Genomic DNA, 14,150 nt, shown 5'->3' on the forward strand with positions numbered 1-14,150 from the left:
AAATGATTATTTATGAATTTGGTAGGATGTAGATCTTTACACAATTTCTAAATGAAGATGAGTAACAAAGGTAGGTTTATATTGACATTAAAGTAAATAAAATGTAAACTACATATCATGAATAGAAAAAAATATAATAAACACATTGGAGGAAGAGTATGGATAATATGTTAGCGTTACTTACGAGCGTAGTGCCTTATTTACTTGTATTTGTGATATTTTTTTTCCTTCTTATATTACCTGAAAAGAAGAGAAAAAAGAAATATCAAGGTATGATTGATGAATTAAAAGTAAATGATGAAATTGTGACAAGAGGTGGAATCATAGGTAAGATTACACATATAGATGAAAAATCAGTTACAATTGAAAGTGGTCCTGCAAAAACTAGGATTAAATTAGAGAAGAGTGGAATATCTCATAAAATAAAGATGGATTAATCATAATGCCCTTTAATATTTCATAAAATGAAGTGTTGGGGGGTGTTTTTGATGGAAAATAGTAAATATTTTAGATCAGTAGTAAAAGGTACTATTGGAACTTTGATTTTAAGCTTCATAGGAGTTACAATTCTATCTTTATTGATGACTAAACTAGTATTTAGTAAAGGTATTTTTAACATGATATATGTAATAATATCTTTATGCAGTTTAAGTTTAGGAGCAATGATAGGAGCAAAGAAAAATGAATCAAAGGGATGGCTTGTAGGCTTTGGAGTAGCACTATCATATTATTTAGTATTGTTTATACTATCTAGTAGCTTTAATGGAGAATTAGCATTTAAGCTTTTTGACTTCATTAAATTGATTATAGCACTAGTTGTAGGTACTCTTGCTGGGATGCTAGGGATAAATTTATAAGATACTTCAGCTTTTTAATGACTAACGTTACAAAGATTAAAAGAAGTTATACATATGTGAAATCATTTTTATTTAAATGAAGGTTAAACAGTATTTTATTGTTATATCATACATTAATAAAAAACTTTATTAAGAAATTATAGTGTGCTATAATGAACAATGTGCAACATAAGAATGTAATAATATTTAAAATTAAGAAGTAATAAGTTCTTTAAAATTTAACTTAAAGACTTTAATTTCTTAATTTTAAATATTAAAGTATTTTACATAATAAAGGAAACTGTTAATGAAATTGTAATCCAAAATTTTCAGTAAGGAATATATAGTAAATACTAACCTAATGAAAGACATAATATGCAGAGGGGGATTAAGATGAAAAGAAAAAGCAAAAGTTCAGCATTGTTGATATTAATTATTGCTGTAATTGGACTGTTAGCTTTTGCAGGATTTAAAGGATTTGTTCTAGGAGGATGGGAATTTAAATCATTTGATAAAGTAATAACTAGAGGACTAGATTTACAAGGCGGAGTTTCTGTTCTTATGGAAATTCAAAAAGATGATGTAACTGCAGAAGAATTACAAAGTGCTAAGGAACATTTATCTTTAAGAGTAAATAAACTTGGTGTTGCAGAAACAATTGTAGCAACAGAAGGTCCAAAGAGAATAAGAGTAGATGTACCGGGATTAACTAATTCTAAGGAAATAGTAGATAGTTTGGTTAAGTCTGGTAATTTGAGTTTTAAAGGGCCAGATGGAACTGAAATTTTAACAGGTTCAGATGTAAAAAAAGCAACTGCACAAATGAATCAACAAAATGGTGGATATGAAGTTGGTTTAGAATTAAATGATGAAGGTGCACAAAAGTTTGCAGATGCAACAGGAAAATATATTGGGCAAAATATTTCAATTTACCTTGATGACGAAGAAATATCTAGTGCGCGAGTAAATTCGCAAATTTCAGGTGGAAAAGCAAGTATTGAAACACATGATACATTACAAAAGAATAAGGAATTAGCTGGAATGATTAATGCAGGTGCACTTCCACTTCCAGTTAAAGAAGTTTCAGTTAGTAATGTTGGAGCGGAACTAGGAGCTACAGCATTTCCAAACTCTGTTAAGGCGGGAATTATAGGAGTTGGATTAGTATTTTTATTCATGCTATTCCATTATAGAATTCAAGGATTAATGGCTAATATTGCTTTAACTTTGTATATAACACTTACACTTTTTGCTTTTATAGAAGTAGGTGTTACATTGACTCTTCCAGGTATAGCGGCATTCTTGCTTACTATTGGTGTGGCTGTTGATGCTAATATACTAACGTTTGAAAGAACTAAAGAGGAGTTAAAGAAAGGGTACACTGTTAAGGCGGCAGTGAAAAAAGGATCAGAGCATGCATTATCTTCAATAGTAGATTCTAACATGACAACTTTACTTGCATCACTAATTCTATATTTTATAGGATCTGGAGCAGTAAAAGGTTTTGCAATTACACTTATGATAGGTATAATTATAAGTTTATTTACAGGTTTGGTAGTAACAAAAGTACTTGTTAATTTAGCTGTTGAAAGTGGAATTATAAATAAACCATCACACTTTGGTGTTACTTTGAAAAAGGGGGATGAAAAACATGCTTAAAATAATGGAAAAGACAAAATTATGGTTTTCAATATCCCTAATCATTATTGTAATCGGAATGGGATTCTTATGTGTTAGAGGACTAAACTTTGGTATAGATTTTAAAGGTGGTTCTGAAATAGTACTTCAACTAGACGAAAGTATAAATAAAGATGATGTTGACACAATCATTCGAAGTTATGCACCAGATGCTTCGACGAATACAATTAATAATAATCAATATGAAATAAAATCAGCAGATCTGGATAGTGATAAGTTAGGATTAATTGTATCTGATTTAGAATCTAAATATAAACTGGATGATAAAGTGCTAGTTTCACAGAATGAAATAGGATCATCAGTAGGTAGAGAGTTGACTCAAAATTCTATATATGCATTACTCGCGGCTTTTGCAGTAATGTTAGTATATATAGCTATTAGATTTGAATTCAAATTTGGAGTAGCGGCTATAGCGGCCACAATTCATGATATATTAGTAACTATTTCTGTTTACTCAATATTTTATATTCCAGTAAATACACCTTTTATAGCAGCGATACTGACTATAGTGGGATATTCTATGTGTGATACGATAGTTATTTTTGATAGAATTAGAGAAAACACAAAGATGATGAGAAGAGCGAAATCAATTGAAGTGGCAGATGTAAGTTTGACTGAAACTATAGCAAGATCATTATATACTTCTTCAGCAACAGTTGTTACTATAATAGCAATGAATTTTTTAGTGCCATCTGTTCAAGCATTTACGATACCTTTAATTGTAGGTATCATAAGTGGAGCGTATTCATCAATATGTATAGCATCACCAATTTGGGTATACTTAAAAGATAGAGTTAGAAGCCAAAAGAAAAAATTACAAAAAGCTTAATTACTGGAAATGAAGAAACCTCCAGCACAATGGGGGTTTTTTCATTTGTTAACAAAATAATTGTAAAATTTATTATAATCATTTATAATAAAGGTGTTTTCTAATTTTATGGAGGAATAAACCATGCGTAAATTCTGGGAAAGTATATATTGTCCAAATTATATTAGCGGATATAACCCATTTATACTTAAGGGTATGAACAAAGCAATAGAGAGATTAGCTTTGGCGGTAAATAATAGACAAAAAATAGTTGTTTATGGTACATATAATGTCGATGGGATTTGTGCAGTTTCATCGTTAATTCTTGTTTTGAGATATTTAAATGCTGATGTAGAATATTTAATATATGATAGGCAAGAAGCTGATGCTAGAATAAATTCGGTAGATATAAAAAATAACGTAGATTTTTTAGGTGCTGAACTATTAATAACTTTAGGTGTTGGATTAAAATCTAAAGAAGAAGTTGAGCTATGCAAAAAACTAGGTATTGATTTAATTATTCTTGAAAATGAAGAAAGTGATCTTGTTAATGACTATATTTATATAAATCCTAACCAAAAGGGGTGCCAATACAGATATAAGAACTTATCGACAAGTGGACTTACTTTTAAGCTTATGCAAGCTATTGCTATATATTATAATATGAAAAGTATAAATAAATATTTAGATTTAATACTTATAGGTATTCAGTGGGCAAAGGTACCATCAAAGGGAGAAAATGGAGTACTAATTAAAGAAGGAAATAAGTTCCTGATGAATACTAATAATAATGGATTGAGATCAATAATAGAATTTAACAGTTTGGAAGAGTTTAATAATGATGGTATAAATAATATAATTGAATTCATAATTCCGCCTATAGGTGCGGTAGGTGTTATGGATAATGCTAGAATTGTCTTAGAGCTCTTAACTACAAATGATAAAGATAGAGCTGATCAAATTGTTAAATATTTATATAGACTTAAAACAAATAATTCCATAAGGTATATGGAAAGTTAATGAAATAGTAAAGCAATATTTATTAATTAGTAGTTGTTTAATATTGAATCATAAATGATATGTTAAATTAAATTCTATGGAGGAGTTAAAATGGATTTACAAGAAAAAATAAGGGTAATCGAAAATTTTCCTAAAGAAGGAATTAGTTTTAAGGACATAACAACATTAATTGCTGATGGAGAAGCGCTAAGAGAAACTATTAATAGAATAGTTAAACATCTAGAGGATAAAAAAATTGATTTGATTGTTGGGCCTGAAGCAAGAGGATTTATTTTTGGAGTTCCTGTGGCATATGCTTTAGGAGTAGGATTTATTCCAGTAAGAAAGCCAGGAAAATTACCAGGAGAAACTATATCAGTTAATTATGGATTGGAATATGGAGAGGATCAGCTTCAACTTCATAAAGATGCAATCAAACCAGGTCAAAGAGTTGCTGTTGTAGATGACTTATTAGCAACAGGGGGGACTGTAGAAGGCGTTGCTAAATTAATAGAACAAGCAGGTGGAATAGTTGCTTCACTTGATTTTGTAATAGAACTAACTGAATTAAAAGGAAAAGATAAATTAGAAGGATATGATGTACTATCATTAGTTAAATACGACATCTAAGTTGTGATTTTAGGTATTTTAAGAGTTGTTTCTGGGCATTATAATTGGTAAGGATTCCATTTCTTTTAAATGTATTGTTGAAAATAATTCTAAAATAATATATAATTATTAAAAAGTTAGGCTGGTTATTAAACCAGCCTTTGAATTTAGGTATATTCAAAAAAGCGGAGCGGAATTCAGGATACTTTATTAATTTAATTGTATTTTATGCTGATAAATTGACTAACGCTAAGAATCAGTATTTACTAAATTATCTGCCTAAAAATTATACTGTAATTTCTAATCTGTTATTTTGTTTTAGATACTTACTTCAAATGAATTAATATAGAAGGAGCGTAATCCTTATGATTGATAAATTACTGGAAAAGATTGATAAGAATTGTAATAATGTTGATGTTGAAATGGTAAAAAAAGCATATGATTTTGCTGAAAAAGCTCATAAGGACCAAAAAAGGGAATCTGGTGAACCGTATATTATTCATCCGATAGCAGTAGCTGAAATTCTAGCTGAGTTGGGTATGGATACTAATACTATTGTAGCTGGATTATTGCATGATGTAATTGAAGATACGGAGTTTTCTTATGATGAAACAGTCAGCCTTTTTAATGCGGAAATCGCTAATCTTGTAGAAGGTGTTACGAAGCTTACTAAGCTTGGAGAAATGGAATATAAAACTAAAGAAGAGCAACAAGCTGATAATGTGAGAAAAATGTTGCTTGCTATGGCAAAAGATATAAGAGTAATAATTATTAAATTGGCAGATAGATTACATAATATGAGAACTCTCAAATTTATGCCAGCAAAAAAGCAAAAAAACAAAGCAAAAGAGACATTGGATATTTACGCGCCTTTAGCGCATAGGCTGGGTATGTCTAAAATTAAATGGGAATTAGAGGATTTATGTTTTAGATATTTACATGAAAAAGAATATTATGAATTAGTAGATAGTATTGCTGAAAAGAGAGTAGAAAGAGAAACTTACATAAACGATATAGTAAATGATTTAAAACAAAAGCTTGGAAATTCTGGAATTGAATCGGATATTGATGGAAGACCAAAGCATTTTTATAGTATCTACAAAAAGATGGTTAGTAAGAATAAAAGCATAGAGCAAATTTTTGATTTAACGGCTATTAGAGTTCTGGTGCATTCTGTTAAGGATTGTTATGGTGTCCTTGGAATAGTACACACTATCTACAGGCCAATTCCAGGAAGGTTTAAAGATTATATAGCAATGCCTAAACCAAACATGTATCAATCATTACATACCACTGTAATTGGACCACAAGGCAAAACTTTTGAAATTCAAATTAGAACTTTTGAAATGCATAAAACAGCAGAATATGGAATTGCAGCTCACTGGAAATATAAAGAGGGAGATAACGCCAAAGGGGAGCAAGATAAGCAAAAAGATTTTGAAAAGAAGCTAGTATGGCTTAGAGATATGTTGGAATGGCAGAAAGAAACATCAGATGCTGAAGAGTTTATTGAAGGTTTTAAGATAGATTTGTTTTCAGATGAAGTATTTGTGTTTACTCCAAAAGGTGTTGTAATAAATTTATGCAGCAATGCTACGCCTATAGACTTTGCATATAGAATACATACTGATGTAGGAAATAAGTGCGTAGGTGCTAAGGTTAATGGTAAAATAGTTCCTTTAGATTATACTCTCAAGACAGGAGAAATTGTAGAAATTTTAACTTCGCCTAATGCTAAGGGACCTAATATGGATTGGTTAAACATCGCAAAAAGTAATCAATCTAAGAGCAAAATAAAACTTTGGTTTAAAAAGGCTAAAAGAGAAGAAAATATGCTAAAGGGCAAGGAACTTCTTGAAAAGGAATTAAAGAAACAGTGTGTTAACTATGCTGACGTTGCTAAAGGGGATTTTTATGAAAAATTAGTGAAGAGATATAATATTCATTCTATGGATGATTTATATGCTTTAATTGGTATAGGAGGATTCTCTGTATCTACTCTTATTGCAAGATTGAAGGAAGACAATGGGATAGGTGTAGATAAGGTAAACAAGGAAAAAGAAAATAAGGAAATTTTAAATAAGAATATCGAGGAACAAATTGCAAAAACAGCAAGAAAACCAGAACCTAATGGATATGGAATAACAGTAAAAGGTGAAAGTAATCTTATGGTCAGGTTTGCTAAGTGTTGTAGTCCAGTTCCTGGAGATGAAATTTTAGGATATATAACTAAAGGTAGAGGAGTATCAGTTCATAGGAGTGATTGCAGTAATTTGCAAAACCTTATAGATACAGATAAAGATAGAGTAGTAGAAGTTAATTGGGGATCAGCACAAGGTACATCTTATTTTGCAGAAATTCAAGTTGTAGCTGATGATAGAGATGGATTGCTAGCAGATATAATGAGTGTTATAACAGAGCTTAAACTACAGTTAAGTGCTGTAAATGCGAATTTAGCAAAGCAAGGATCGGCACTAATTAATGTAAAAATAAAAATTACATCTGTCGATAGTCTGAAGGATTTAATGAAGCGACTTAAAAGATTAAAAGGTGTGACAGATGTATATAGAGTAAATAGTTAGAATCTTATATATATCAGAAAGGTGAGATAACATGAGAGCAGTTGTACAAAGAGTGAGCTCATCTAGCGTTTGTGTTGATGGAGATATAATTGGTGAAATAGGTGTAGGCTTTAATGTATTAATAGGAATATCTAAGGATGATACTTTTGAAGACCTAAAATATATAAAAGATAAGATTATCAATTTGAGAGTGTTTCATGATGAAAATGATAAAATGAATTTGTCACTATTGGATATTAAAGGTGAAATACTTGTGATATCTCAGTTTACATTGTATGGTGATTGTAGAAAAGGAAGAAGGCCCAATTTTATGGAAGCACAAGGTGGAGAAGAGGCTAAAAAGCTGTATGAAGAATTCTTAGATCTTCTTAAGACATCAAACTTAAAAGTTGAATGTGGAGAATTTGGAGCAGACATGAAGGTTAAAATTAATAATGATGGGCCTGTTACCATATTATTAGATAGTAAGAGAAATTTTTAGGAGGAATTCAAATTGATTATAAAAACATTAATAGCGGGAATGTATGAAGAAAATTGTTATTTAATAATGGATGAAGGCACCAAGGAACTTGCAATTATAGATCCAGGCGGGCAGCCGAATTTGATAGAAAAAGAGATTAGTAGGTTGGATGGAAAGCCTAAATTTATTCTTTTGACACATGGACATATGGATCATGTGGGAGCAGTTATTGAATTAATGAATAAACTCAATATTCCTTTTTATATAAGTGAAAATGAAGAACAATATATGAAAAATGACGAGTTTGTATTTGGATCACTGCCAAAAGCTTCAAAATATTTAAAAGAAGGAGATACAGTATCTTTAGGCAATAATATAATTAAAGTTATAGAGACAGCTGGGCATACAGCAGGTGGTATATGCTTCCTAGTAAATGATGAACTGTTTACAGGAGATACTCTTTTCCAAGGATCTATTGGAAGAAGTGATTTTCCAGGAGGGAATGGAGCACAGCTTATAAAAAATATAAAGGAAAAGTTATTGCCTTTAGGAGATGGTGTTAAAGTTTATCCGGGACACGGACCAGCATCTACAATAGGATATGAAAAAAGGAATAATCCATTCTTATAAAAATAAAAATGTGCATTAATTTGCACATTTTTAAGGGGAGAAACGATGGAAGTTAAAGTTAGTTTAAATGATTTTAAATTTAGATACGAAGTATACCAATTATTTAATGTATATTACTCAATGAGGGAAATTAAATTTGTGGGTGCAGAAGATGCAGATTATATGGTTTATATTGATGAGAAAACCTTAAGGTTTGAATATAATAATTATTATGTAGAAGAATCTTTAGGAGAAGATATTAAAAATTCTCTTAGAAGATTTCTTTTTCTGTGCCTTAGAAATGTAACTCATGACATTTATCCTTGGGGAATATTAATTGGAATCAGACCATCTAAAATAGCATTAAAATTGCTTGAAGAAGGCAATACTGAAGATGAAGTGATAGAAATATTTAAAGAAAAATACTTGGCTCATGAGGATAAAGCTAGACTTTGTATAGATGTGGCAAAAGCTGAGAAAAAAATAGTTAATAAGGATAAAAATACTATAGCTATATATATAGGCATGGCATTTTGTCCAACAAAATGTTTATATTGCTCATTTACTTCGAACCCTATAGGTGTTTATAAAAAGATGGTGACGCCATATATAGAGGCACTTATTAAAGAGATAAAAGGTATGAGTTCATATGTGAAGGAAAGAAAACTTAATATCGAATCAGTATATTTTGGTGGCGGTACTCCAACATCAGTAAGTGATGAAGAGTTCAACATAATCATGAAAGAAATTTATAATTGTTTTATTAAGGATGATAATATAAAAGAGTTTACGGTTGAATGCGGAAGACCAGATACGCTTACTAGAAATAAACTTCAGACAATGAAAGAGTATGGAGTAGATAGAATAAGTATTAATCCCCAAACAATGAATGATAAAACTTTAAATTTAATTGGTAGAACTCATTCTTCAGCAGATATAAAAGAAAAATTTAAAATGGCTAGAGAACTTGGATTTGATGATATTAATATGGATATAATAATAGGACTTCCAGGTGAGACGCATGAAGATGTCATTCATACTAAGAATGAGTTAATAAAACTAAAACCTGATAGCATTACAGTTCATGGTCTAGCGCTTAAAAGAGGGTCTAGAATGTATGAAGAATTTATCTTGAAAAAAGGAATACAAATTACGTCCCAAGATGAAATTATAAAAATGTATGAAGAAAGTAGGAATCTGGCAGAAAATTTAGGTATTTCACCATATTATATGTATAGGCAAAAAAATATGGTTGGAAATATGGAGAATTTAGGTTATGCTAAAGAAGGCAAAGAATGTATATACAATATTCAAATGATTGAGGAAAAACAAACAGTAATTGCACTGGGAGCAGCAGCTGTAAGTAAAGTGATATTTTTAGAGGAAGATAGACTTGAAAGATTTCCAAACTTAAAAGATCTTCATGAATATGTATCTAGAATTGATGAAATGATTGAGAAAAAGAAAGCGTTGCTTGATACATTGTATACATAATTAACTGTAATAAATTAGAATATTGTAAATTTGTTTAGTCAAATAGGAGGAAAAGATCAATGGCGATTGAAATGCAAGCACCAAAAGGCACCAAGGATATGTTGCCTGAAGATGCCTATAAGTGGCATTATATAGAAAGTGCCTTTAGAAAGGTTGCTAAAACATATGGAATTAGAGAAATTAGAACTCCGATGTTCGAACACACAGAATTATTTTTAAGAAGTGTTGGGGATACAACAGATATAGTTCAGAAAGAAATGTATACTTTCAATGACAAGGGAAATAGAAGTATAACATTGAAACCAGAAGGAACTGCATCAGCAGTAAGGGCATTTGTGGAAAATAGATTATTTAACGAAGCTCAGCCAACAAAATTATACTATATTACACCAGCGTTTAGATATGAAAATGTCCAAAAAGGAAGGCTTAGACAATTTCATCAATGTGGATTAGAAGTGTTTGGCTCAAATGCAGCTTCAATGGATGCGGAAGTTATAGCAGTCGCTATGGATACATTAAAAGAATTAGGATTAAAAAGTTTAAGTTTAAATATAAATAATTTAGGTTGCCCAAGTTGTAGACCTAAATATAATGAAGCGCTTAAGAAATTTTTAGCTGATAATTATGATGGACTTTGTGACACTTGTAAAGATAGATTTGAAAAAAATCCTATGAGAATATTGGATTGTAAAGAGAAGAAATGTCATGAAATTACTAAAAATGCGCCGATAATATTGGATTATGTTTGTGAAGAGTGTAGTACACATTTTAATAAAGTCAAAGAATATTTAGATATCTTAGGACTTCCTTATACAATAGATCCAGGCATCGTAAGGGGATTAGACTATTACACAAAAACTATATTTGAAATCTTAACTTCTGATTTTACTGTATGTGGAGGAGGAAGGTATGATAAGCTTATAGAAGAACTTGGTGGACCAGATATGCCAGCAGTTGGATTTGGTATGGGTGTTGAAAGATTAATTATGACTTTAGAAAAAGAAAATATAGAAATACCTAAAGAAAAATTATTTGATTTATATATTGGTGCTAGAGGAGAAGCGGAAAGTAAGTATGCTTTTAAGCTGGCTAGTGATTTAAGGGCTTTAGGTGTGAAGTGTGAGATAAATCACATGGGTAGAAGCGTGAAAGCTGAAATGAAGTATGCAAACAAATTAGGAGCAGCATTTACTACTATTTTAGGTGAAGATGAATTAACAAATAGAAAAGTTAATTTGAAAAGAATGAGCGATGGTGAGATTTTTGAAGTTTCATTAGAAGACTTGATGGAAATAGCTAAAATAGTTAAATAAGAATAAGTTAAACTAAGGGAGGATTTTAGTAATGGGTGAATCTTTAAATGGATTAAAACGTACAATGATGTGCGGTGAACCTAGAGAAGAACATGTAGGTAAAAAAATAACATTAATGGGATGGGTTCAAAGAAACAGAAAGCTTGGAGCACTTGAATTTGTTGATTTAAGAGATAAAACAGGTATAATGCAAGTTGTATTTGGTGAGGAAATTAATGCAGAAGCTTTTGAAAAGGCAAAAGGAGTAAGATCTGAATACTGCGTAGCAGTAACAGGGGAAGTTGTTAAAAGAGAAAGCGTTAATGAAAATATGCCAACTGGTTTTGTTGAATTAAAATGTGAAAATATAAAGATACTTTCAGAATCAGAAACTCCGCCAATATATATAAAAGAAGATTTAGACGCTGCAGAAAATATCAGATTAAAATATAGATATTTAGACTTAAGAAGACCTGATATGCACAAAATATTTGAAATTAGAAGTAAAACTACAAAGGCTATACGTGATTATTTAGAAGAAAATAACTTCTTAGATGTAGAAACTCCTATTTTATCAAAGAGTTCTCCAGAGGGAGCTAGAGATTACTTAGTACCTTCAAGAAATTATCCTGGAATGTTCTATGCGCTTCCACAGTCACCACAAATATTTAAGCAGTTATTAATGGTATCTGGATTTGATAGATATTATCAAATAGCTAAATGCTTTAGAGATGAAGACTTAAGAGCGAATAGACAACCAGAATTTACTCAAGTTGATATGGAATTAAGTTTTGTAGAACAAGAAGATATAATGGCAGTAAACGAAGGATTAATTGCTCATGTATTTAAAAAAGTAGCAGGTGTAGATGTTCAGCTTCCAATAAAAAGAATGACATTTAAAGATGCTATGGAAAAATACGGATCTGATAAACCAGATTTAAGATTTGGAATGGAAATAACTAATATAACAGAGGATGTTAAGGATTTAGATTTTGTTGTATTTAAATCAGCAATAGAAGCTGGTGGATCTGTTAGAGCTTTATGTTTAAAAGGTGGAGCAGACCTTGGAAGAAAGCCTTTAGATAAATTAGGGGAGTTTGTTAAGACTTACAAGGCTAAAGGTCTTGCTTGGATTCAAATTAAAGAAGATGGTGTTAAATCATCAATAGCTAAGTTCTTAACTGATGATGTAACAAATTCTATAGTAAAAACTATGAATGCTGAAACTGGAGATGCTATACTTATAGTAGCAGATAAAAATTCAGTGGTATTCCAAAGTTTAGGTGCGTTAAGATTAGAACTTGCTAAGCAATTTGATTTGATTAAGGATAAGAATGAATTTAATTTCACATGGATTACTGAATTCCCACTATTTGAATATAGTGAAGAAGAAGAAAGATATAAAGCTTGTCACCATCCATTTACTGCACCAATGGATGAAGATTTAGATTTTATTGAATCAGATCCAGGAAATGTACGTTCTAAGGCTTATGACTTAGTATTAAATGGTGAAGAGTTAGGTGGAGGTTCTATAAGAATTCATGATACAGCTCTTCAAGAAAGAATGTTTAGAGCACTTGGACTAACAGATGAAGTAGTAAATGAAAGATTTGGATACTTATTACAGGCATTTAAATTTGGGCCACCACCACATGGCGGTTTAGCATTTGGTCTTGATAGAATGATTATGTTCTTAGCAGGGACAGAAAATATCAAAGATGTTATTGCATTCCCTAAGAATCAAAATGCATATTGTTACTTAAGCGAAGCACCAAATATAGTTGATGAAAAGCAATTAACTGAACTTGGCATAGCAATACTACCAAAAGAAGAAAAAAATGATAAAGAATAGAATTAATTAATTATAAAAGACTCTTATACGAATGAAAGTATAAGAGTTTTTATTTAAGTTTATATTATTATATAGGATTAATTTATATAGATAAGACTTTTAATTGTCTTGTTTCAATTTACAATTGGTTATTATTAGAAGAGTATTGGTGCATTAGTATTTAGGATATCAATGAGCCTCCTGCTTAATAGTGGTTCTTCAACTGCATTATCGCAGGCAAATTTAAGAGCCTCTAAGCTCATAGAAATATCCTCTTCTATGAATTCTTTTGATTCCCACGATATAGACTCCTTTACAAAATCAAATATATCGCATGGGTTATCAAAAATTTCTATGAATAGCCTTTGGTTAGGAATGTTATTCCAAGTATCATTAAACTTTTTAGAAAAAGATTTTAATTCCTGTTTTAATGATTCAGAATCACAGTCCCAAAGATTATTTAAAATATCATATGAATTTTTTATTGAATTTAAAGAATTTAAATCTACATTTGAATCATTGTATTTTAAAGTTTCATTAATAACAGTATCAAAATCTGATATTGGAATAAAGAAACCATCAGATTTGCGGTCAAACCAAGTAAAAAAAGATGTTGGCAAGAATACATGTTGTAAAAATCCTAATAGACTATAGCCGCAAGGATAAGCAGCCCAACCGCATTGGAGAATGTTTTTTTCAAGATCAAAAATTCCAGTGTAAATTACTTTTGAGGTGTTAGTTATCTCTTTATTATCAAAATAACCCTCCCATAAATTTTCTTCATTTAGAATTTTTTCTTTCCAAAAAGAAAAGCTTCTATAAGGTCTTTTTTCAAGAGTATTTTGTTTTATATTAAATTCCAATGATAAATTCCTCCTCTCGATGTTATCATAATATTTAAAAAAATACATTTTAAATTTATGATTAATTAT

At 30.4% G+C, this 14,150-nt stretch carries 13 protein-coding genes; 12 read left to right on the forward strand and 1 reads right to left on the reverse strand.

What is annotated here, in order from left to right; genetic code table 11:
• Positions 1 to 158 precede the first annotated feature (158 nt).
• The 12 genes from yajC (at position 159) to aspS (ending at position 13,239) form a co-directional block, all read left to right on the forward strand.
• Positions 159 to 437: a preprotein translocase subunit YajC gene (gene yajC, locus KEC93_RS08225; RefSeq protein WP_017208831.1), complete on the forward strand. Its 279-nt coding sequence runs from the start codon at positions 159 to 161 to the stop codon at positions 435 to 437.
• Positions 438 to 488: 51 nt separating this feature from the next.
• Entirely contained in the window at positions 489 to 857 is a 369-nt protein-coding gene (locus KEC93_RS08230) for a TIGR04086 family membrane protein (RefSeq protein ID WP_011968863.1), read from the forward strand.
• A 372-nt stretch (positions 858 to 1,229) separates the two neighbouring features.
• A complete protein-coding gene (gene secD / locus KEC93_RS08235; RefSeq protein ID WP_039770616.1) occupies positions 1,230 to 2,495 on the forward strand; it encodes a protein translocase subunit SecD in 1,266 nt (421 codons plus the stop codon).
• A complete protein-coding gene (secF, locus tag KEC93_RS08240; protein WP_039770614.1) occupies positions 2,488 to 3,363 on the forward strand; it encodes a protein translocase subunit SecF in 876 nt (291 codons plus the stop codon). Before secD ends, secF begins: the two co-directional genes overlap by 8 nt.
• 123 nt (positions 3,364 to 3,486) lie before the next feature.
• Complete coding sequence (locus tag KEC93_RS08245; RefSeq protein WP_011968866.1) at positions 3,487 to 4,362, forward strand: DHH family phosphoesterase; 876 nt, start codon at positions 3,487 to 3,489, stop codon at positions 4,360 to 4,362.
• 90 nt (positions 4,363 to 4,452) lie between these two features.
• On the forward strand, positions 4,453 to 4,971 hold the full coding sequence (locus KEC93_RS08250; protein ID WP_011968867.1) for an adenine phosphoribosyltransferase: 519 nt from the start codon (positions 4,453 to 4,455) through the stop codon (positions 4,969 to 4,971).
• A 344-nt stretch (positions 4,972 to 5,315) separates the two neighbouring features.
• Entirely contained in the window at positions 5,316 to 7,532 is a 2,217-nt protein-coding gene (locus KEC93_RS08255; protein ID WP_011968868.1) for a RelA/SpoT family protein, read from the forward strand.
• Positions 7,533 to 7,563: 31 nt separating this feature from the next.
• The gene (dtd, locus tag KEC93_RS08260; protein WP_011968869.1) at positions 7,564 to 8,013 is read left to right on the forward strand and encodes a D-aminoacyl-tRNA deacylase; all 450 of its coding nucleotides are present in this window, start codon (positions 7,564 to 7,566) and stop codon (positions 8,011 to 8,013) included.
• A gap of 12 nt (positions 8,014 to 8,025) precedes the next feature.
• Positions 8,026 to 8,622, forward strand: coding sequence for an MBL fold metallo-hydrolase (locus tag KEC93_RS08265; protein ID WP_011968870.1), 597 nt, complete (start codon positions 8,026 to 8,028; stop codon positions 8,620 to 8,622).
• A 45-nt stretch (positions 8,623 to 8,667) separates the two neighbouring features.
• On the forward strand, positions 8,668 to 10,095 hold the full coding sequence (locus tag KEC93_RS08270) for a coproporphyrinogen III oxidase (protein WP_011968871.1): 1,428 nt from the start codon (positions 8,668 to 8,670) through the stop codon (positions 10,093 to 10,095).
• Between the two features lie 59 nt (positions 10,096 to 10,154).
• Positions 10,155 to 11,408: a histidine--tRNA ligase gene (gene hisS / locus KEC93_RS08275; RefSeq protein WP_011968872.1), complete on the forward strand. Its 1,254-nt coding sequence runs from the start codon at positions 10,155 to 10,157 to the stop codon at positions 11,406 to 11,408.
• A gap of 31 nt (positions 11,409 to 11,439) precedes the next feature.
• Positions 11,440 to 13,239, forward strand: coding sequence for an aspartate--tRNA ligase (aspS, locus tag KEC93_RS08280; protein ID WP_077868744.1), 1,800 nt, complete (start codon positions 11,440 to 11,442; stop codon positions 13,237 to 13,239).
• Positions 13,240 to 13,373: 134 nt separating this feature from the next.
• Here aspS and KEC93_RS08285 read toward each other — a convergent pair whose 3' ends face one another.
• Positions 13,374 to 14,081, reverse strand: coding sequence for a hypothetical protein (locus KEC93_RS08285; protein WP_077828803.1), 708 nt, complete (start codon positions 14,079 to 14,081; stop codon positions 13,374 to 13,376).
• Between the last annotated feature and the right edge of the window lie 69 nt (positions 14,082 to 14,150).

This window comes from Clostridium beijerinckii (assembly GCF_018223745.1).
Taxonomy (GTDB): Bacteria; Bacillota; Clostridia; order Clostridiales; family Clostridiaceae; genus Clostridium; species Clostridium beijerinckii.